The following is a 19,682-nucleotide window of genomic DNA, read 5'->3' on the forward strand; positions in this document are numbered from 1 at the left end:
GTGAACATGGCAGCCGCTCTACCGTCCGAAGAAAGGGCTTTCCCCCGAGATTATGGCGGCCTCGTGCCGCCTTGTTCATGGATCCGAACCAGCCATGTTCACGCATCTGGAGATGAACGATGACGTTACGCCTCCTTCCCGCCCTCGCCTCCGCGAGCCTCGTCGCCGGTGCGCTGGTCGCCGTCTTGGGCACCGCCGCCCAGGCGGCGACCACCCGCTACGAGACCGAGACCTCCCCCGCGGTCTGCACCGGCGTGGTCGAGACCGAGTGGTCCGGCTACTCGGGCAGCGGGTACTGCAACACCACCAACGCCGTCGGCGCGTACGCCCAGGTCACCGTGTCCGCACCCGCATCGGGCACGGCGACCCTGACCGTGCGCTTCGCCAACGGCACCACCACGGCGCGCCCGGCGAACGTCGTGGTCAACGGCACGACCGTCACGACCGCCTCGTTCGGGGGCACCGGCGCCTGGACCACCTGGGCCACCAAGACGCTGACCGTGCCGGTGCGCGCGGGCAGCAACACGATCCGCCTCGACCCCACCACCGCCGACGGGCTGCCCAACGTGGACGCCGTCGACGTGGAGACGTCCGGCGACTCCACCACCCCGCCCGCGAGCGGTGCGATCTATGTCGCGCCGAGCGGCACGGACGGCGCGGCCGGCACCGTCGACGCGCCGACCACGCTGGCCTCCGCGATCAGCCGGGTCACCGCGGGCGGCACGATCTACCTGCGCGGCGGCACCTACGCCTTCTCCTCGACCGTCACCGTCCCCGACGGCAAGGACGGGACGTCCGGTGCCCGCACCACGCTCTCCGCCTACCAGGGCGAGAAGCCGGTGCTCAACTTCTCGGCGCAGAGCGAGAGCTCGTCCAACCGCGGGCTCCAGCTGTTCGGCGACTACTGGCACGTCTACGGGATCACCGTCGAGCACGCCGGGGACAACGGCATCTACGTCGGCGGCAGCCACAACGTCATCGAGCGCACCGAGACCCGCTTCAACCGCGACACCGGCCTGCAACTCGGCAGAACCGCGTCGTCCACGCCCGCGTCCGACTGGCCGTCGGACAACCTGATCCTGAGCGCCGAGTCCCACGACAACGCCGACTCCGACGGCGAGGACGCGGACGGGTTCGCCGCGAAGCTCACCACCGGCACCGGGAACGTGTTCCGCTACGCCGTCTCGCACAACAACATCGACGACGGCTGGGACCTGTACACGAAGTCGGACACCGGGGCGATCGGCCCGGTGACCATCGAGGACTCGCTGTCGTACGACAACGGCACGCTCAGCGACGGTTCGCAGGCCGGCAACGGCGACCGCAACGGCTTCAAGCTGGGCGGTGAGGACATCGCGGTCGATCACATCGTGCGGCGCAGCTTCGCGGTGAAGAACGGCAAGCACGGCTTCACCTGGAACAGCAACCCGGGCACGCTGGCGGTCTCGAACAACGTCGCCGTCGACAACACGGAGCGCAACTTCAGCTTCGACGGCGGCACCTCGGTGTTCCGCGACAACACCTCCTGCCGCACCACCGCCAGCGGCACCAACGACCGGATCATCGGTGACTCCGACAGCTCGAACCAGTTCTGGTCCGGGACGAACGGTTCCCGCTGCTCCTCGTACACGGGCGCCCTGGGCTGGTCGTTCGCGTCCGACGGCACGCTGGCCGTGACCTTCGGCGGAGTCCGCGCCACCCCGTGACGCACGCCCCCTCCCCCATCGGTCCGTCCGCTTGCGCGAGACGGGCCGATGGCACGATCCGTGGGATGCGTGTCGTTGACGCCATCCGCGCCCCGGACGGATGGTTGAGGGGTGACACAGCGCCGCATCGCTTTCGTGATCTTCGACGGGTTCCAGTCGCTCGACCTCGTCGGCCCGTACGAGGTGTTCCAGTACGCGTCGCGGCTCGGCGGCGGTTACGCCTGCGAGGTCGTCGCCCCCGCGGCCGGCAGGGTCCGCTCGCGCAGCGGGCTGCACCTCGTCGCCGATCACGCGGTGGCCGGGCGGGACCCGGCGGGCGTGGACACGCTCGTCGTGGCAGGCGGCCGGGGCGTGGACCAGGCCCGCGAGGACCCCGAGCTGGTCGGCTGGGTCCGCGAGGCGGCGGCCGGGGCCCGGCGCGTCGCCTCGGTGTGCAGCGGGGTCTTCCTGCTCGCGGCGGCCGGGCTGCTCGAAGGGCGGCGGGTCACCACGCACTGGGCCCGCGAGCGGCAGCTCGTCGCCGAGCATCCGGAGATCGAGGCGGACTGCGGGCCCATCTTCATCCGCGACGGGCACATCTGGACGTCGGCCGGGGTGACGGCCGGAATGGATCTGGCGCTCGCCCTCGTCGAGGACGACCTGGGCCGGGACGTCGCCCATGCCGTCGCCCGCGAGCTGGTGCTCTTTCTGCGCCGGCCGGGCAATCAGGCGCAGTTCAGCGTGGCCCTGGCGACGCGCGCGCCGGACACCGATCCGGTGCGGGCGGCGGTCGCCGCGATCCACGCGGACCCGGGCGCGCCGCACACGGTCTCCGACCTCGCCACCCATGCCGCGCTCAGTCCGCGCCATCTCCAGCGCCGCTTCACCGCCGAGGTGGGCGTGACGCCGGCCGCGTACGTGGAGCGGGTGCGGGTGGAGGCGGCGCAGCGGTCGCTCGCCGAGGGGGACGAGCCGGTGGAGGCGATCGCGCGGCGGCACGGCTTCGGCACGGCGGAGACGCTGCGGCGCACGTTCCACCGGCGGCTCGCGGTGGCGCCGTCCGAGTACCGGGCCCGGTTCCGCTCCACCTCGGCGTCCGCCGAGGGATTCGACCGACCTTCTGCACAAGGGAGTTCATCATGACCGTGTACGGGCTTCTGGTCTTCGACGACGCCGAGGACCTGGACGTCGTGGGACCGTGGCAGGTGTTCGCGACCTCCGCGCAGCTGCGGGACGGCGTGGACAGCGCGGTGCTCGTCGCCGAGCGGCCGGGCCCCGTGCGGTGCGCGAAGGGGCTGCGGCTGCTGCCCGACCACACGCTCGACGACCATCCGCCGCTGGACGTGGTGCTGGTGCCCGGCGGCGTCGGCGCCCGCACCGTGCAGCGGGACAACGCCGCGGTCACCGGCTGGATCGCGAAGAACGCGGCGACCGCGCGGTGGACGCACAGCGTGTGCACCGGCGCCTTCCTGCTGCACGCGGCCGGGGTCGCCCGGGGCCGCCGGGTCGCCACGCACCGGCAGCACGAGGACCGGCTCGCGGCGCTGGGCGATGTCACCGTCGTGCGCGACGCGCGATACGTCGTCGACGGCGACCTGCTGACGAGTCAGGGCGTTTCGGCCGGGATCGACAGTGCGCTGTGGCTCGTCGGACGGCTGCACGGCCGCGACCACGCCCGTACCGTGCGCCGCGCCCTCCAGTACGACCCGGCGCCGCCGTACCTGGCGGACGAGCCGGTCGCCTGATCCGACACGTACGGCCAGATCCTTTCGCACCGTGGCCATCCGGCCACTGACGCCGGCGGGGCCCGGTAGCCGACGATCGAGGGCATGAACGTCCTCTGGATCTTCGCCCACCCCGAACAGCGTTCCCTCAACGGATCCTTGATGACAGACGCGCTGCACGCCTTGGACGAGTCCGGGCACGCGTATCGGGTGTCCGATCTGTACCTGATGAAGTGGAAGGCGGTGCTCGACGCCGACGACTTCGGCCGCCCGCCGGCCGGGCGGGAGCGGCTGCTCGTCGGGGCCGCGCAGGAACGCGCGTACACGGAGCGCGAGTTGAGCGCCGACATCCGCGCCGAGATCGACAAGCTGGTGTGGGCCGATGTCGTGGTGTTCCACTTCCCGCTGTGGTGGTTCGGGCCGCCGGCGATCCTCAAGGGCTGGCTCGACCGGGTCCTGGTGCAGGGCTTCGGGTTCGGGGTGAAGGCGCCGGACGGGCACACCCGCCGCTACGGCGACGGCGGCCTCGCGGGCAAGCGCGCGCTGGTCGTCACGTCGGTGGGGGCCCGGCCTTCCGGGTTCGGGCCGCGCGGGATCCATGGACGGATGGACGAGGTGCTGTTCCCGCTGCTGCACGGGACGGCCTGGTACACGGGGATGGCCCCGCTCGCGCCGTTCGTGGTGTACGGCGCGGACCGGCACGACGCGACGGAGTACGCCCGGACGTCGGCGGCGCTGGTGGAGCGGCTGCGCACGCTGCCGGACGCCGAGCCGCTGGCGTACCGCGCCGAGGCGGGCGACGCGTACGACGAGGAGCTCGTGCTGCGGCCCGCGCTCGCGCCGGGCCGCGACGGCCTCGGCATCCACCTGGGGGAGCCTGGGGATCAGGACGCGGCCTGATCGCCGCCCACCGCTCGGACCATGAAGACGTCGACCGGGTCCTCGGACTCGACGGTGAACCCGTGCCGTGCGTAGAGGCGTTGGGCCTGGCTGCCCTGCAGCACGTTCAGGCGGACCACGACGCCGTCCCGGTCGGACCGGTCGAGGAGGTGCCGCAGGACGGCGGTGCCGATGCCGCTGCCCTGAAGGTCCGGCGAGAGGAAGAAGTGCTCCAGCCAGCGGCAGTCGCCGTCCGGGCGCAGCGCCACGCTGCCCGCGAACACGCCGCCGACCTCGATCACCCACGCGTAGGCGGGCACGAAGGAGTCCCGGAACCGCTGCCGCACCCGGTGCGGGTCGAACCGTCCGAGCCGTTCCAGATCGGGCCGCATCACCACGGCCCGCAGCTCGACGATCGGCTCGACGTCGGCCGCTTGAGCAGGTCGTATCTCCCAGTCCGCCATGGCGGGCAGCCTATCCGGAGGCCCGCGCCGGGCTCTGACGGGATCTCCCGTACCGCCCCTTGTCCGCGGACCGCGCGAACCCCGCGTACGCGCGCAGGGCGACCGACACGGTGCGCTCGCGCCGCCGCGGGCGGCAGCCGTCCTTGTCGCGGGCGGTCCGGCGGGCCTCCAGGACCGCGTCCGGGACGTCGAGGCGCAGGGTGAGCGCGGCGATGTCGAGGTGACCGGGGCGCCGTCCTCGACGAGCGCGAGCGGTCCGCCGGCCGCCGCCTCGGGCGAGACGTGAGTTCCGCGCGGAGGCCGGGCCCCGGCGGGACGACATCGCCGACTCTCCTGTGGTGAAGCACCTGTTGGAGGTGAGTGCGCCGTTCCGTGACGGGTGGCTCGGCCACGACATCGAGGGGTGCAGCTCGCGCGAGCGGGTCGTCCACCACCCGGCGGACGGGGTGCTCCGGTTCGGGCACCACCGTCTCGCACCGGCCGGCCATCCGGATCCGCATCCGGTCGTCCAGGCGTCGGTGTGACGCGCACGGGCTGCGTGAACAGTGCTTTCGCGGGAACTCGACGGTCCGTACGAGCCTGTCCCCGAGCAGCCGAGGAGGCGTCATGGACCGCGACACCGCAGCGGCGGAGCCGGCCCCCGAGCCGCGGGATCCGACCGAACTGCCCGCGCGTTCCTGGGCGGCCGTGGTGCGCCGCACCGCCAAGGAGTTCCTCGACGACGACCTCCCCGACAAGGCGGCCGCCCTCACCTACTACGGGGTGCTGTCCTTGTTCCCCGCGCTGCTGGTGCTGGTGTCGATGCTCGGGGTGATCGGTGAGACGGCGACGCGGACCGTGCTCGACAATCTGCGGCATCTGGCGCCGGGCCCCGTACGTGATCTGCTGGGCGACGCCGTACGGGAGTTGCAGGGCACCGGCGGCGCCAGCGGGGTCGTCGCCGGGGTCAGCCTGGCGGCGGCGGTGTGGTCGGCGTCGGGCTACGTCGCGGCGTTCATCCGCACCGCGAACGCCGTGTACGACCTGCCCGAGGGCCGTCCGGTGTGGAAACTCACCCCGCTGCGCCTGGCGTTGACGCTCGGGCTGATGGCGCTGCTGGCCGCGAGCGCGACGATCGTGGTCTTCACGGGGCCGCTGGCGCGGCGCGCGGGTGACGCGATCGGCGTCGGCGACGCCGCGGTCACCACCTGGAACATCGCGAAGTGGCCGGTGCTGCTCGTGCTGGTGGTGCTGATGGTGGCCCTGCTGTTCTGGCGGGCGCCCAACGTCCGCGGTCCGGGCTTTCGGTGGCTGAGCCCCGGCAGCGTGGTCGCGGTGCTGCTGTGGCTGGTGGCCTCGGGCGGGTTCGCCCTGTACGTGGCCGGGTTCGGCTCGTACAACAAGACGTACGGCGCGCTGGCGGGCGTCGTCATCTTTCTGATCTGGCTGTGGCTGTCGAACCTGGCGATCCTGCTGGGCCTGGAGCTCGACGCCGAACTGGCCCGCCAGCGCGCCATCTCAGGCGGTCTCCCCGAGGGCCAGGAACCGTATGTGGAGCCCCGCGACACCAGGAAGTGGCCGCCCAGGCTGCGGCGCCGGGCCCGGTTCGGCGGCAAGGCGTAGCACCCTCCGCCGCCGCGCACCCCACCCCGAATCTTCACCGGTCCACGATCAACGCCACCGGCCCGGATGGCATGCTGCCCGAGCACAGCTGTGAGACAGGGCGGGCGAGCGGGGCGGGTGGGCAGGGCGTTGGTGACGAGTGATGGGCGACGTACGGGCGTCGTGGGACGTCGGCGGTTCCTCGGCTACGTGGTGGCGGCGCCGACGCTGGTGACCGCCGCGGAGATCGGTACGGCGGAGTCGGCCGCGGCGGACGGTGTCCCGACGCTGGACGTCACCGACATCGTCGACCTCAACGACGTGCTGACGCTGGCCGCGAAGCCGACGGCGAACCTGGTGAAGGTCGAGGTCCACGGCGACGGCACGGTGTCGTTCGCGTTGCCGCGCGCCGAGGTCGGGCAGGGCATCACGACCTCCACGGCGATGCTGATCGCGGAGGAGCTGGACGTCCCGCTGGACCAGGTGCGGGTCGAACTGGCCGACGCGCGACCCGAGTTGCTGTTCAACCAGCTCACCGGCGCCTCCAACACGACGATCTCTACGTACGTCCCGGTGCGGGTCGCCGCCGCCGTCGCGCGCGGGCGGCTGCTCGACGCGGCGGCGATCGAACTCGGCGCGCTGGTCGAGAACCTCACGATCAGGGCCGGGGTCGTCACGGACCTGGTCGGCAACGCCATCGGCATCGGCGAGCTCGCGCGAAAGGCGGCGAGCGGCGCGTCGCAGCAGGTGTCGGTGGAGCTCAAGGAGCGCTCGGAGTTCTCCGTCATCGGCACGCCGCGCAACCGGATCGACGCGCTCGCCGCCGTCACCGGACGCAAGAAGTTCGCGATGGACCTCGACGTGCCGGGCGCCCGCCCGACGATGGTGTGCCGGCCGCCGACGCTCAACGGGAAGGTCGGCTCGGTCGCCAACCTCGACGAGGTGCGTGCCATGCCGGGCGTCACCGATGTCGCCGTCGTCTCCACCGGGGTGGCGGTGCGGGCGCGGACGTTCGGGCGGTGCATCGACGCGGTGCGCGCGCTGAAGGTGGCGTGGCGGGCGGGGACCGCGGAGGGGAAGTCCGACGACAGCGTGCGCGAGGAGCTGCGCAAGGCCGAACTGCCCATGGGGCTGCTGCCGCCGCTGACGCCGTCGGTCGAGGAGACGTTCACCTTCCACTTCCGCGGGAACAGCGCCCTGGAGACCAACTGCGCCGTCGCCGACGTGCGCGCGGACCGGGCCGAGGTCTGGTCGGGGCTGAAGTCGCCGATCGTCGCGCAGGGCGCCATCGCGGCACGGCTCGGGCTGCCGCAGAGTGCGGTGACCGTCCATGTCACCGAGGGCGGCGGCTCGTTCGGGCGGAAACTGTTCTTCGACGCGGCGCTGGAGGCCGCCGAGATCTCGCAGAAGATGGGCAAGCCGGTCAAGCTGATGTGGCACCGCGCGGACGACGCCCGGCAGGGCCGCGCCCACCCCATGGCGACGTCCCGGGTGCGCGCCACGCATCTCGGCGGCTCGGTGCTCTCCTACAAGCAGCGGCACACGAGCGTGGCCACCGACCTGGGGCACGGGCTCGGCGAGGTGCTGACCGCGCTCGCGGCGCAGCTGCCGGTCGGCGACATCGGGTTCGCGGAGACGTTCTTCCAGCTGTCCCAGTCGATGCCGTACGACTTCGGCGCGTACAGCCGGCTGCTGAACGAGACCGACAAGGGCTTCAACACCGGCAGCATGCGGGGCGTCTACTCCCCCGACGTGACCTGCGCCCGGGAACTGATCGTCGACCGGCTCGCGCGGAAGATGAGCAAGGACCCGTATGCGTTCCGGCGTTCCTTCCTGCGCGACAAGCGGGCCGTCGCCGTGCTCGACACGGTCGCCGAGAAGGGGAACTGGGGCCGGGAGATGCCCTCCGGCACGGCCCAGGGCATCGCCTTCCACGGCGAGTACCACGCGGCGAGCGCGGTCCTGGTGGAGATCGACTGCCGCCCCGAGACGGTGAACCGGCCGGTGCGCGACGGGATCACCGGGCCGCGCGTCACCAAGGCGGTGCTCGCCGTCGACGTCGGCCTCGCGGTGAACCCGCGCGGTCTGGAGGCCCAGATGATGGGCTGTGTGATGGACGGCATCGCCCAGACGCTCACCGCCGGCCTGCACCTGCGCGACGGCGCGTTCCTGGAAGCGAGCTGGGACAACTACTTCTACACGCGGCAGTGGAACACCCCGCCCGACCTGGACATCGTCGTGATGCCGACGACGACGGGCGAGCCCGGCGGGGCGGGCGAGCTGGGGGTGGCCGCCTCCATGGCGGCGGTGGCCTGTGCCTACGGGCGGGCCACCGGGACGACGCCGACCAGCTTCCCGATCCATCACGGCACGCTCTCCTTCGAGCCCAAGCCGACCGTACCGCCCGTCCCCGCGTCGCCCACCGACGGCCTCGACCACCTGCGCTGACTTCTGGAGTCTTCTCTTGCCTCACCACACCTTCCGCGTCAACGGCGAGCAGGTCACCGTCGAAGCCGACGACGACGAGCGTCTGCTGTGGGTGCTGCGCGACATCCTGGGGATCACCGGGCCCAAGTACGGCTGCGGCATCAACGTCTGCAAGGCGTGCACCAGCCATGTCAACGGCAAGGCCGCCAACCCGTGCTCCATCCCCGTGGGTGCCCTGAAGGAGACCGACGAGGTCACCACCATCGAGGGGCTGCCCGCGACGGTGGGCGCCGAGCTGCACCCCATGCAGGAGGCGTGGCTGGAGCGGGACGTCGCGCAGTGCGGCTACTGCCAGCCCGGCCAGATCATGGCCGCCGTCGCCCTGGTCCGCCGGGTGAAGGAGGAGGGCCGCACGATCACGGACGACGACCTGGACGGCATCCGCAACGTCTGCCGCTGCGGCACCTACGTCCGGATCCGCGAGGCCATCAGGGCGGGCGCCGAACGCATGTGACGCGGCGACGGTCCGCCGCGTGCCATCGGATGCCCTATCGCCGACATGTCCGCGCCTATTGGATTCCGCGTGCCCACCGGTTCTACGGTCGGGATCACTGCACCCAGCACCCCATCGCGGAACACGGAGCCCTCATGTCGAAGATTCTTTTCGTCGTCACCGGAGCCGACCACTGGACGCTCGCCGACGGCACCCGGCACCCCTCCGGCTTCTGGGCCGAGGAGGCCGTCGTCCCGTACGAGGCGTTCCGGGCCGCGGGCCACGAGATCGCCGTCGCCACGCCCGGCGGCGTCGTCCCCACCCCCGACCGGGGCAGCCTCGCGCCCGAGTTCAACGGCGGGCAGGAGGGCGCCGACCGGGTCGCGGCCGCGCTCGCGGCGATGACGGAGCTCCGGTCCCCGCTGAAGCTGGAGGAGGTGGATCTCGGCGACTACGCCGCCGTGTTCTACCCGGGCGGCCACGGCCCCATGGAGGACCTCGCCGTCGACGCCGAGTCCGGCGCGCTGCTGACCCGCGCCCTCGCCTCCGGCAAGCCGCTGGGTGTGGTGTGCCACGGCCCGGCCGCGCTGCTCGCCGCGACCGGTGAGGACGGCGCGAACACCTTCCGGGGCTACGACGTCGCCGCGTTCACCAACGAGGAGGAGACGCAGGGCGGCCTCGCCGACAAGGCGAAGTGGCTGCTCCAGGACCGGCTGACCGAGGCCGGGGTGAACGTCGTCGTGGGTGAGCCGTGGGCGCCGCACGTCGTCGTCGACCGGAACCTGGTCACCGGCCAGAACCCGGCCTCCTCGGGCCCGCTCGCGGCCGAGCTCCTCAAGAAGCTCGGCTGAGCGGACCCGCGCCGTCGCAGCCGCTGTGGCGGGACCGCGCCGTCAGGACCGGTCGTCCCCTGCGGGGCGGGGTCCGGCGGCGCGGCCGAGGCGGTTGGCGATCGCCACGCCCAGGCCCTCCTCCTGCGGAAGCGACGCGATGATGAGGTCGCAGCCCTGCTCGTCGAGCTCCCGGAGGAATCCGTAGAGCCCGCGCGCGTGGGCGGCGGCCGAGGCGGGGACCTCCACCACGGCGTGCGCCTTGACCGGAGTGCCGGAGAGGGCGGCGGGCAGGAAGACGCCGACCCGCAGACCCTGGTCCTGGGCGCGCTCCGCCTCGGCGACGACCTCGCCGGGCTCGACGAGGACGACCCGCGCGCGCGGCGCGTAGTGCGAGGGGTGCTGGCCGGGCACCCGGATCGGGCTGGCCCCGGGCACCGCGAGCGGGCGCCCGAGCGCCGCCTCGAGCTCCTCACGGGTCACGCCGCCCGGCCGCAGGATGCTCGGGGTGTCGCCGGTGACGTCGACGATGGTCGACTCGACGCCGACGTCGCACGAGCCGCCGTCGAGCACGTGGTCGACGGCGTCGCCCAGCTCGGTGCGGACGTGGTCGGCCGTCGTGGGGCTGACCGAGCCGAACCGGTTGGCGGACGGGGCCGTCACCCCGCCGCCGAAGGCGGTGAGGAGCGCCCGGGCCACCGGGTGCGCGGGCACGCGCACGGCCACCGTCTCCAGGCCGCCGGTCGCCTCCAGGGGAACGCGCGGGCCGCGCGGCAGCACCAGCGTCAGCGGTCCCGGCCAGAACCGCTCGGCCAGCAGGCGCGCGGTGTCGGAGACCTCGGCGACCCAGTCGTCCAGCAGCTCGGCACTGCCGATGTGGACGATCAGCGGATGGTTGGAGGGCCGCCCCTTGACCTGGAAGATGCGGCCGACCGCGGCCGGGTTCTCGGCGTCGGCGCCCAGGCCGTAGACGGTTTCGGTCGGCAGGGCCACCAGACCGCCGGCCCGCAGCACATCGGCTGCCTTTTCGATATCACTGTTGCTTGCCGTCACTCGGGTGATTCTCTCACCCCGCGGGATCCGTCCTGCCGTGAGGTGGTCACGGCAGGACGGATCCCGCGGGAGACCGGGCGCGGCCCGGTCAGCTCTTGGGCATCAGCACGGTGTCGATGATGTAGACGTTCGCGTTGGCCGTCTTCACGTTGCCGCAGACCACGTTCGCGCTGTCGTTCACCTTGTACGACTCGCCCGAGCCCGACGTGGTGAGCTTGGACTTCTCCAAGGTGTCGAAGGAGCCGTTCTCCAGGTCCTTCGGGGCCAGCTTCTGGCCCACCACGTGGTACGTGAGGATCTTGGTGAGCTGGGCCTTGTCGTTGAGGACCTTGTCCAGGTCGGCCTTCGGGATCTTGGCGAAGGCGTCGTTGGTCGGGGCGAACACGGTGATGTCCTGGGCGTTGTTGAGCGTGTCGACCAGGCCGGCCTTCTTCACCGCGGTCACCAGGGTGGACAGGGCCGGATTGTTCGAGGCGGCCGTGGCGACCGGGTCCTTGGCCATGCCGTCGAACGACCCCGCGCCCTCCTTGGGCACCGAGGAGCAGGCCGGCCCGAACGGCTCGCTCGCCGTCGACGCGTCCTGCGCGGGGCTGGACTTGTCCGTGTCCTTCGACGCGGAGGCGCTGCCGGACGCGGTGTCCTTGGTGTCGCTGTCGGAGCAGGCGGTCAGGGCCAGGGGCAGCAGGGCGGCGGCTACGACGGCCACGGCGGCACGACGGACTCGAGTCTGCATGTCGATCCCTCAACGTTCGGTTCGTGAAGGCGTTCTGCCCTCATCGCCGGTAATCCGGGCCCGTTCTCCTGATGGATTGGTCCGTCCTTCGAACGAGTGACAACTTCTCCGTCCCCGCGGTCCTGGCCGCCCTCCGGCATGGCCGGGCCACCGAGGGGCACGGTGTACCGGCTGCGGCCGCAGGGACGGCGCCGGACACTTTTTTCGTCGGTGATCGACCAATCCGTCGACGGGTCGGAAACGGATTACCTCCGAGATCACCGACCGCGGAGGCCGCGTTGTGAAAGAAGCCGTGCACATCGGCACGAAGCCCTCGTCCGGACCGAGCCTGCAAGAGCTCGTGGACCGCGTGGCGCTGGGCGACGAAGAGGCGTTCGGGGCGGTCTACGACGCCGTGGCGGGCTCCGTCCTCGGCGTCGTACGGGCCGTTCTGCGCGACCACGCGCAGTCCGAGGAGGTCGCCCAGGAAGTTCTGGTGGAGGTGTGGCGCACCGCTCCCCGCTATCGCCCCGAACGCGGGACGGCCATCAACTGGATCCTCACCCTGGCCCACCGTCGTGCCGTCGACCGGGTCCGCTCCGCCGAGGCGGCGGCCGCCCGCGACCACAAGGCGGCCCTGCTGGACCGGACACCCGAGTTCGACGAGGTGACCGAACAGGTCGAGGCCCGTCTGGAGCGCGAACAGGTACGCCGCTGTCTGCGCACTCTCACCGAGATCCAGCGCCAGGCCGTCACCCTCGCCTACTACCGCGGGCTCACCCACCGCCAGGTGGCGGAGGCGCTGACGCTTCCGCTGGGCACGGTGAAGACCCGCCTGCGGGACGGCCTGATCCGGCTGCGCGACTGCCTGGGGGTGACCGCGTGACGACCACCGATCTGCACCTGATGACCGGGGCCTACGCCCTGCACGCGCTGTCCGACGAGGAGCGCGTCGCCGTCGAGCGCCACCTGGCGGGCTGCGGCCCGTGCGCCCGGGAGGTCGCCGAGCTGTCCGCGACCGCCGCCCGGCTGGGGCTCGCCGCCACCGTGACACCGCCCGCGCCCATGCGCGACCAGGTACTGCGCCGTGTGACCGCGGTGCGCCAGGAGCCCCCGGGCCCGGCGCGAGCGTCGCACCACGGCCGGGCCCGGCTGCGCACCCGCCTCCTGTCCCGGTGGACGCTGGCCGCCTGCCTCGCCGGGGCCGCCGTACTGGGCGGCGCCGCCGTGCAGCAGCACCAGGAGGCCCGGGACGCGGCGCGCGAGGCGCGGCGCGCACAGGCCACGGCGGACGGCATCGCCGCGGTGCTGGCCTCGCCGGACGCCACCACGCGGGCCGCCTCGCTGGGGGACGGCGCCACGGGCACGGTCGTCGTGTCCCGCACCAGGGACAGGGCCGTCTTCGTCGTCTCCGGGATGGCGCGCCCCGCCCGGGGCCGGGTCTACCAGCTGTGGTTCGACGACGCCGGGACGATGCGCCCGGCAGGTCTGATGGACCCCGGCAGGTCCGACCAGGCCGTACTGCTGAAGGGCCGCGTCGACGGCGCTTCGGGCATGGGGGTCACGGTCGAACCGGCCGGTGGGTCCGCCCACCCCACGTCGGCGCCGGTCGCCCTGATGCCCTTCCCGGCCTGAGACGGCCCGCACCCCTCACAGCACCGGAACGCCCGCTGCCGTCGAACTCTCCGGCGGCAGCGGGTCCCCGTGTTCCTCGGGGTCGACCAGATGGGCGACGACGGCCGCGGCCGTGCGGTGCCACACATGGGCGCGCCGGAGCATCGCGTGATCACCGTCGCGGATCAGGGCCATCGCCGCGCCGGCGGCGGTGCCGCGTGCGCGTCGTACGCAGACGGCGGCCTCCGGGGCCGAGGTGACGCGGTCCGACGTGCCGTGCAGGACCACGACGTGACGGCCCGTCAACTGGCGGGTCGGCTCGGTGCGGGGCCACCAGGGGGCCAGCGCGAGCAGGCCGTACACCTGCGGATGCCCGGCGGCGTGCAGGGCGGCCCTGGCCCCCATGGAGTGGCCGACCAGCACCGTGGGCAACGGCCCGGCCAGAGCGGTGAGTTCGTCGAGCGCCGCGAGGGTGTCGCGGACCGGGTCGGCCCGCTCCCCGTTCCAGCCGCGCACCCGGTACCGCACCCGGGCCAGCAGGACGTCCTCCCGTGGGAGCTCGGCGGTGATGGCCCGCTCGAAGGGGCGCAGGCGCAGGGCGGCGAGGTGCCAGGGGCGGGACGGACCGAGGTCGGCCTCGCGTCCGCCGTGCAGCATCAGCACGGCGGCCCGGGGCCGCTCCGGGGCCCGTACGGACAACAGTGGGGCGCTCATCCGTTCATCCTCGCCCCGGCGGGCGCGGGAAGAAGCCGCTGGTGCGTGCCGCGTACGCGGCGTAGCCGGGCCGGTCACGCATGTGCTGTTCCAGCAGGCGCTTTCCGCTGCCTCTGGTCAGAAGCAGGGTCATCACCACCGGGGAGACGACGGACACGGCGGCGGCCGCGGGAGCGTCGCAGGTGAACAGGAACAGGCCCCACCAGACGCAGAAGTCGCCGAAGTAGTTGGGGTGCCGGGTCCACGACCACAGGCCGCGGTCCATGATCCGGCCGCGGTTCGCCGGATCGCCCTTGAACCGGGCGAGCTGCGCGTCACCGACGGCCTCGAAGGCGAGGCCGACCGCCCACAGCGCCGTCCCGGCGACCGCGAACGGCCCCATGGCGCCGGGCACGTACTGCGCCGCCTGGACGGGCAGGGACACGAGCCACACCAGGGCCCCCTGGAGCAGGTAGACCATTCGCAGGGCGTACGCGTTCCGGTTCCCGGGGGCCCTGGCCAGCATCTTCTCGTAGCGCGGGTCCTCGCCGTGGCCGCGGCCCCGGCGCGCGATGTGCACGGCGAGCCGCAGCCCCCAGAGCGCCGTCAGCGCCGTGACCAGGGCGCGGCGGGCGGGGTCCCCGTGTCCGGCGGAGGCCACCGACGTGGTGGCGGCGACGGCGGTGAAGGCGACGCCCCACGCGATGTCCACGATCCGGTGCACTCCGCGGCGCACGGCGAGCGCGAACGTGCCGAGCACGACGGCGAGCGCCGCGCATGCGGCCCAGCCGAGGTTGAGGGCGAACGCGCCCCACGGGAACCCGTTCACCGCCGGTCCAAACCCTCGTACCAGGGCGCGGTGGTCAGCGGCATCGCGGCGTCGCCCCGCGGCCCCGGCCGGACGCTCAGGATCTGGTCGACGCCCATGCGGCCCTCCTCGAACGCCAGCGCACCGCCGACGAGGTACAGCCGCCACACCCGTACCGTCTCCTCCCCCACCAGCCGGACGAACGCGTCCCTGCGCTCCTCCAGGGTGCGGTGCCAGGCCCCGATCGTGCGGGCGTAGTGCTCGCGCAGCGACTCCGTGTGCCGCACCTCCAGGCCGGCCCCCTCCAGCAGGGCCGTCGTCTCGCCGAGCGGGCGCATGTGCATGTCGGGGGCGATGTACGCCTCGATGAAGGGGCCGCCGCCGGGTGCGTCGCGGCCGCGCGACATCTGTTGCACCAGCACCCTCCCGCGCGGCCGCACGAGCCGGTGCAGGGCCGCGGCGAACGCGGGGTACTCGGCGTCGCCGACGTGCTCGCCCATCTCGACGGTGGCGACGGCGTCGTACATGCCGCCCTCGATGTCGCGGTAGTCCCGGCACAGCACCTCCACCCGCTGCTCCAGGCCGTACTCGCGGACCCGTGCACGGACGTACGCGGCCTGTTCGCTCGCCAGCGTCACGGCTGTGACCCGTACGTCGTGGTGGCGCGCCGCGTACAGGGTGAGCGAGCCCCAGCCGCAGCCGATGTCGAGGAGCCGGGAACCGGGCCGCAGACCGAGCTTGCGGCAGATCAGTTCCAGCTTGGCCCGCTGGGCGTCGGCCGGCGCGACGTCCGGTCTCCCGCTCGCCCAGTAGCCGCACGAGTAGGCCATGGTCTCGTCGAGGAGCAGGGCGTAGAAGTCGTTGGACAGGTCGTAGTGGTGGCTGATGGCGGCCCGGTCGCGGGCCCTGGTGTGCAGGCCGCCGCGGAGTCGCGCCTGGGCCGCGGGCGCGGCGGGCGGTGGCCCGAGGACGCCGAGCCGTACGGCGGTGGCGAGGGCGCGGGCCCGGTCGGCCGGGGTGAGCCGGGGCGCGTGCAGTCCCCGTTCGCGCGCGGCGGCCCACATGCCCCGCAGCCCGTCCCGCAGGTCGCCCTCGACGTCGAGTTCACCGGTGACGTACGCCTGGGCCAGGCCCAGTTCGCCGGGGTTCCACAGCAGGCGGCGCAGGGCGCGCCGGGACCGGACGACGACCACCGGGGTGCCGGCGGGGCCCGACTCGCTGCCGTCCCAGGCGCGCAGCCGGACGGGCAGCGGGCCGCCGAGGGCGCGCTCGGCGAGGGCGGCGAGGCGGTGGGCGGCGCCGGGCGGTGCCACGGTCTGCGGGGCGCTCATCGGGGGGTCTCCTTCGGCGGGGCCGCGGTGGCCTTGGTGAACAGGTACTGCTGGACGTCGAGGTAGCCGGAGCGGAATCCGGCTTCCGAGTAGGCGAGGTAGAAGGTCCACAGGCGCCGGAAGGTCTCGTCGAAGCCGAGCGCGTCCACGTCGGCGGCGCGTTCGGTGAACCGCTCGCGCCACAGCCGCAGCGTCTCGGCGTAGTGCGCGCCGTAGGCGTCCCGGCGGGTGACGGTGAGCCCGGTGTGGTCGCGTACGTTCGCCTCGACGGCCCGCACGGACGGGATGAGGCCGCCGGGGAAGACGTACTTGCTGATCCAGGTGAAGGTGGCGCGGGTGGCGAGCATCCGCTCGTGCGGCATGGTGATGGCCTGCAGCGCCACCCGTCCGCCGGGAGCGAGGCGCTGGTCGAGGGTGCGGAAGTACACCGGCCAGAACTCGTCGCCGACCGCCTCGATCATCTCCACGCTGACGACGGCGTCGTACGTGCCGCGCGCGTCGCGGTAGTCGCACAGTTCGATCGAGACCCGGTCGTCGAGGCCCGCGGCCCGCACCCGGGCGCGCGCCAGGTCCTGTTGCTCCCGCGACAGGGTGAGGGAGGTGACGTGGGCGCCGCGGGCGGCGGCCCGCAGCGCCAACTCGCCCCATCCGGTGCCGATTTCGAGGAGCCGGGTGCCGTCGCGGACCTCCGCCAGGTCGAGCAGCCGGTCGATCTTGCGGTGCTGGGCGGCGGCCAGCAGGCTCTGGTCGGCCGGAAAGCCCCGGAAGAGCGCGGCGGAGTAGGTGAGGGTGTCGTCGAGGAAGACGGCGAACAGGTCGTTGGACAGGTCGTAGTGGCGGCTGATGTTGGTACGGGACCCGTCGGGTGTGTTGCGTTCGTTCCGGGGCCGGCGCAGCGCCCACAGGCGGCGCAGCCGCTGCAGCGGGACCGGGACCAGTTCGCCGGCGTGCGCGGCGAGCACCGTCAACGCGCCCACCAGGTCGGGGGCGTCCCACTCGCGGGCCATGTAGGACTCGCCGAAGCCGACCAGGCCGTGCCGGCCGATCCGGGCGTGGAAGGCCCGCGGGTCGTGCACCTCGATCAGTGGTCCGCCCAGGCCGAGCGTGCGCCCGTCGGCGAGGCGGACCCGCAGCGGCAGTTCGCGCAGGGCGCGCCCGACGACGGCCTCGGTCACGGCGGTGCGGGCCCACGAGGCGTGCGGCACCGCGGCGACGTCGGGCCAGCGCGCGGGGTCGGCGGCGCCGCCCGACGGCCGGGGCGGCGCGGTGGGGATCCGTGCGGTCGTCATGTCACGTTCTCCGGGGTGCGGTGGTCGTGGGGACGGGGCTGGACGGGCAGCCCGCGCAGGTAGAGGCGGACGCCGTGGAAACGGATCGCGGCCGAGGCGGCCAGCGGGGCCACGGGATGGCGCAGCGCGGCCCGCAGCAGGGCCGGCCAGGTCGCCGCGCGGCGCGTGCCGCGAACGGTCGCGGTCAGGGCCCGGCCGCCCTCGCGGTCGAGGTGCACGGTCAGGTCGAGCCGCTGTCCCGGCCGGGGCAGCCGCATGCGGTAGCCGCCGTCGACGGGGAAGAACGGCGAGACGTAGAACCGCTTGTCGGTGCGGGCGGTGCCGGTCCCGTCGGGGCGCAACAGGTAGGCGTGGCGTCCGCCGTAGGTGTTGTGCACCTCGGCGACGACGCATCGCAGGTCGCCGCTCTCGGTGTGGCACCAGTACAGGGAGAGCGGGTTGAAGACGTGGCCGAGCACGCGCGCGTGGGTGAGCATCAGGACGCGTCCGCCGTCGGGCCTGACGCCGTGCGCGGTGAGGAAGGCGTCGAGTCCGGCGCGGATCGTGGGCCGGTCGCCGCTGAAGTGGTCGCGGGCGTCGAACCGGGCCAACGGCCGCAGCGGCCACGGCAGTCGGGGCAGGGCGTCGACGTCGACGAGCCAGTAGTAGGTGCGGTGCCGCAGCGCGTACCGCTCGGGCGCGGTCCGCACGTGCGTGACCGTGGACTCGTACAGGGCGGGTGCGGTGCTCACCAGATCGCTCCCAGCGCGGCGGCGGCCTCGACGCCGGAGCGGCAGCCGTCCTCGTGGAATCCCCAGCCGTGGTAGGCGCCCGCGAACGCGCAGACCGGGCCGGTGAGTTCGGGCAGGCGGCGTTGGGCGGCGACGGACGCGGGGGTGTAGACGGGGTGTTCGTACTCCATGCGGGCGAGCACCCGTGCGGGGTCGACGCGGTCGTCGCCGCCAAGGGTGACCACGTACGTCTCGGGGGCGTCGAGGCGCTGGAGGCGGTTCATGTCGTAGCTGACCCGGACCCGGTCGGCGCCCGCCGCGCACGACGGCATCAGATAGTTCCAGGAGGCGCGTGCCCCGCGGGCGCGCGGCAGCAGGGCGGTGTCGGTGTGCAGGAGCGTGGAGTTGCGGGAGTACGGGAACGCGCCGAGGACTTCCTTCTCCAGCGGGGTGGCGTCGGGGAGCAGGCGCAGCGCCTGGTCGGGGTGGACCGCGATCACCACGGAGTCGTACGAGGCGGTGGTGCCGTCCCCGGTGGTGATCTCGGCGCCGTCGGCGTGCCGTCGCACGGCGCGGACGGGGGTGCCGGTGCGGACGTCGTGGACGCGGTCGACGATCCGGTCCACGTACGTGCGTGAACCGCCGCGCACCGTGCGCCACACCGGTGAGCCGCCGACGGACAGCAGTCCGTGGTGCTCCAGGAACCGGAAGAGGTAGGCGGCCGGGTACTGCTCGGCGGTGGCGGCGTCACAGGACCAGACGGCCGACACGACCGGTGTCGTGAAGTGGGCGCGGAAGTAGCGGGAGAAGCCTCCCCGGTCGAGGAACGCGCCGAGGGTGAGCGTGTCGTCGGTGCCCGCCGCCAGCAGTCGGCGGGCCGCCCGGTGGAAGGCGGGAACCTCCGTCAGGAGCCGCAGATAGGGTCCGCGCAGCAGGTTGCTCGGCTGCGCGAACAGCCCTGCGGGGCCGCGTGCGCCCGCGTACTCCAGGCCGCAGCCCTCGCACCGCACCGACATGCTCATCTCCGACTCCTGCGTGGCGACGCCGAGTTCGTCGAAGAGGCGCAGCAGGTGCGGGTACGTACGGCGGTTGTGCACGATGAAACCGGAGTCGACGTGGCGGGTGCGGCCGTCGTGCGCCGAGGTCAGTGTGTGCGTGTGCGCGTGTCCCCCCGGCCTGTCGTCGGCCTCGTAGAGGGTGACGCCGCGGGTGCGGGCGAGGATGTGGGCGGCGGTCAGTCCCGCCACCCCGCTCCCCACCACAGCGGTGCGTTTGGCCCGTTGCGACGCCGCCGGGGACGTGCGCGTCATGGTCTCCTCCGCGAAGCTGGATCAGGGCTGTCACCTCTGATCCGGAGCCGTTCGCGCGAAGGATTGGTCGGTTGTCGGG

Annotated in this window: 21 protein-coding genes; 11 read left to right on the forward strand and 10 right to left on the reverse strand. The window is 73.2% G+C overall.

The window, feature by feature from the left end:
* Positions 1–119: 119 nt before the first annotated feature.
* The 4 genes from J3486_RS13460 (at position 120) to J3486_RS13475 (ending at position 4,309) form a co-directional block, all read left to right on the forward strand.
* Positions 120–1,706 carry a carbohydrate-binding protein gene (locus J3486_RS13460; RefSeq protein WP_207820506.1) on the forward strand — a complete coding sequence of 529 codons (1,587 nt, stop codon included), beginning with the start codon at positions 120–122 and terminating at the stop codon, positions 1,704–1,706.
* Between the two features lie 111 nt (positions 1,707–1,817).
* On the forward strand, positions 1,818–2,828 hold the full coding sequence (locus J3486_RS13465) for a GlxA family transcriptional regulator (protein WP_207820507.1): 1,011 nt from the start codon (positions 1,818–1,820) through the stop codon (positions 2,826–2,828).
* Positions 2,825–3,430 carry a DJ-1/PfpI family protein gene (locus J3486_RS13470; protein ID WP_207820508.1) on the forward strand — a complete coding sequence of 202 codons (606 nt, stop codon included), beginning with the start codon at positions 2,825–2,827 and terminating at the stop codon, positions 3,428–3,430. The genes J3486_RS13465 and J3486_RS13470 overlap by 4 nt, the downstream gene beginning before the upstream one ends.
* 84 nt (positions 3,431–3,514) lie before the next feature.
* Positions 3,515–4,309: an NAD(P)H-dependent oxidoreductase gene (locus J3486_RS13475; RefSeq protein WP_207820509.1), complete on the forward strand. Its 795-nt coding sequence runs from the start codon at positions 3,515–3,517 to the stop codon at positions 4,307–4,309.
* Here the strand turns inward: J3486_RS13475 and J3486_RS13480 are convergent.
* Entirely contained in the window at positions 4,294–4,752 is a 459-nt protein-coding gene (locus J3486_RS13480; protein WP_207820510.1) for a GNAT family N-acetyltransferase, read from the reverse strand. The two genes, J3486_RS13475 and J3486_RS13480, sit on opposite strands and share 16 nt — an antisense overlap.
* A gap of 10 nt (positions 4,753–4,762) precedes the next feature.
* A complete protein-coding gene (locus J3486_RS13485) occupies positions 4,763–5,074 on the reverse strand; it encodes a hypothetical protein (RefSeq protein WP_207820511.1) in 312 nt (103 codons plus the stop codon).
* A 16-nt stretch (positions 5,075–5,090) separates the two neighbouring features.
* Between J3486_RS13485 and J3486_RS13490 the strand changes: the two genes are divergently transcribed.
* From J3486_RS13490 to J3486_RS13510, 5 genes are all read left to right on the forward strand, one after another.
* On the forward strand, positions 5,091–5,276 hold the full coding sequence (locus J3486_RS13490; RefSeq protein WP_307804797.1) for a hypothetical protein: 186 nt from the start codon (positions 5,091–5,093) through the stop codon (positions 5,274–5,276).
* Positions 5,277–5,358: 82 nt separating this feature from the next.
* On the forward strand, positions 5,359–6,354 hold the full coding sequence (locus tag J3486_RS13495) for a YihY/virulence factor BrkB family protein (RefSeq protein WP_207820512.1): 996 nt from the start codon (positions 5,359–5,361) through the stop codon (positions 6,352–6,354).
* A 66-nt stretch (positions 6,355–6,420) separates the two neighbouring features.
* Positions 6,421–8,781: a molybdopterin cofactor-binding domain-containing protein gene (locus J3486_RS13500; RefSeq protein ID WP_207820513.1), complete on the forward strand. Its 2,361-nt coding sequence runs from the start codon at positions 6,421–6,423 to the stop codon at positions 8,779–8,781.
* Between the two features lie 16 nt (positions 8,782–8,797).
* A complete protein-coding gene (locus J3486_RS13505; protein ID WP_207820514.1) occupies positions 8,798–9,274 on the forward strand; it encodes a (2Fe-2S)-binding protein in 477 nt (158 codons plus the stop codon).
* Between the two features lie 134 nt (positions 9,275–9,408).
* The gene (locus tag J3486_RS13510; RefSeq protein WP_207820515.1) at positions 9,409–10,104 is read left to right on the forward strand and encodes a type 1 glutamine amidotransferase domain-containing protein; all 696 of its coding nucleotides are present in this window, start codon (positions 9,409–9,411) and stop codon (positions 10,102–10,104) included.
* A 42-nt stretch (positions 10,105–10,146) separates the two neighbouring features.
* Here the strand turns inward: J3486_RS13510 and J3486_RS13515 are convergent, their stop codons facing one another.
* Positions 10,147–11,136 carry an L-threonylcarbamoyladenylate synthase gene (locus J3486_RS13515; protein WP_207820516.1) on the reverse strand — a complete coding sequence of 330 codons (990 nt, stop codon included), beginning with the start codon at positions 11,134–11,136 and terminating at the stop codon, positions 10,147–10,149.
* A gap of 88 nt (positions 11,137–11,224) precedes the next feature.
* A complete protein-coding gene (locus tag J3486_RS13520) occupies positions 11,225–11,869 on the reverse strand; it encodes a fasciclin domain-containing protein (protein WP_207820517.1) in 645 nt (214 codons plus the stop codon).
* Between the two features lie 280 nt (positions 11,870–12,149).
* Here J3486_RS13520 and J3486_RS13525 point away from each other — a divergent pair, with 280 nt between their 5' ends.
* Complete coding sequence (locus tag J3486_RS13525) at positions 12,150–12,734, forward strand: sigma-70 family RNA polymerase sigma factor (protein ID WP_207820518.1); 585 nt, start codon at positions 12,150–12,152, stop codon at positions 12,732–12,734.
* Positions 12,731–13,483 (forward strand): anti-sigma factor domain-containing protein, encoded by a 753-nt coding sequence (locus J3486_RS13530; protein ID WP_207820519.1) that lies wholly within the window; start codon positions 12,731–12,733, stop codon positions 13,481–13,483. Before J3486_RS13525 ends, J3486_RS13530 begins: the two co-directional genes overlap by 4 nt.
* Before the next feature lie 15 nt (positions 13,484–13,498).
* Here J3486_RS13530 and J3486_RS13535 read toward each other — a convergent pair whose 3' ends face one another.
* Genes J3486_RS13535 through J3486_RS13560 form a run of 6 tightly spaced genes read right to left on the reverse strand, consistent with a single transcriptional unit; the run spans position 13,499 to position 19,603 of the window.
* On the reverse strand, positions 13,499–14,176 hold the full coding sequence (locus J3486_RS13535; protein WP_207820520.1) for an alpha/beta fold hydrolase: 678 nt from the start codon (positions 14,174–14,176) through the stop codon (positions 13,499–13,501).
* A gap of 4 nt (positions 14,177–14,180) precedes the next feature.
* Complete coding sequence (locus tag J3486_RS13540) at positions 14,181–14,984, reverse strand: DUF1295 domain-containing protein (protein WP_207820521.1); 804 nt, start codon at positions 14,982–14,984, stop codon at positions 14,181–14,183.
* Positions 14,981–16,294: a cyclopropane-fatty-acyl-phospholipid synthase family protein gene (locus J3486_RS13545; protein WP_207820522.1), complete on the reverse strand. Its 1,314-nt coding sequence runs from the start codon at positions 16,292–16,294 to the stop codon at positions 14,981–14,983. The genes J3486_RS13540 and J3486_RS13545 overlap by 4 nt, the downstream gene beginning before the upstream one ends.
* Positions 16,291–17,583, reverse strand: a complete 1,293-nt coding sequence (locus J3486_RS13550) for a class I SAM-dependent methyltransferase (RefSeq protein ID WP_207820523.1) — start codon at positions 17,581–17,583, stop codon at positions 16,291–16,293. Before J3486_RS13550 ends, J3486_RS13545 begins: the two co-directional genes overlap by 4 nt.
* Positions 17,580–18,314: a DUF1365 domain-containing protein gene (locus J3486_RS13555; protein ID WP_207820524.1), complete on the reverse strand. Its 735-nt coding sequence runs from the start codon at positions 18,312–18,314 to the stop codon at positions 17,580–17,582. The genes J3486_RS13550 and J3486_RS13555 overlap by 4 nt, the downstream gene beginning before the upstream one ends.
* Complete coding sequence (locus J3486_RS13560) at positions 18,311–19,603, reverse strand: NAD(P)/FAD-dependent oxidoreductase (protein ID WP_207820525.1); 1,293 nt, start codon at positions 19,601–19,603, stop codon at positions 18,311–18,313. Before J3486_RS13560 ends, J3486_RS13555 begins: the two co-directional genes overlap by 4 nt.
* Positions 19,604–19,682 lie beyond the last annotated feature (79 nt).

It is taken from the genome of Streptomyces sp. VRA16 Mangrove soil, from assembly GCF_017377775.1.
In the GTDB taxonomy this organism is placed as follows: domain Bacteria; phylum Actinomycetota; class Actinomycetes; order Streptomycetales; family Streptomycetaceae; genus Streptomyces.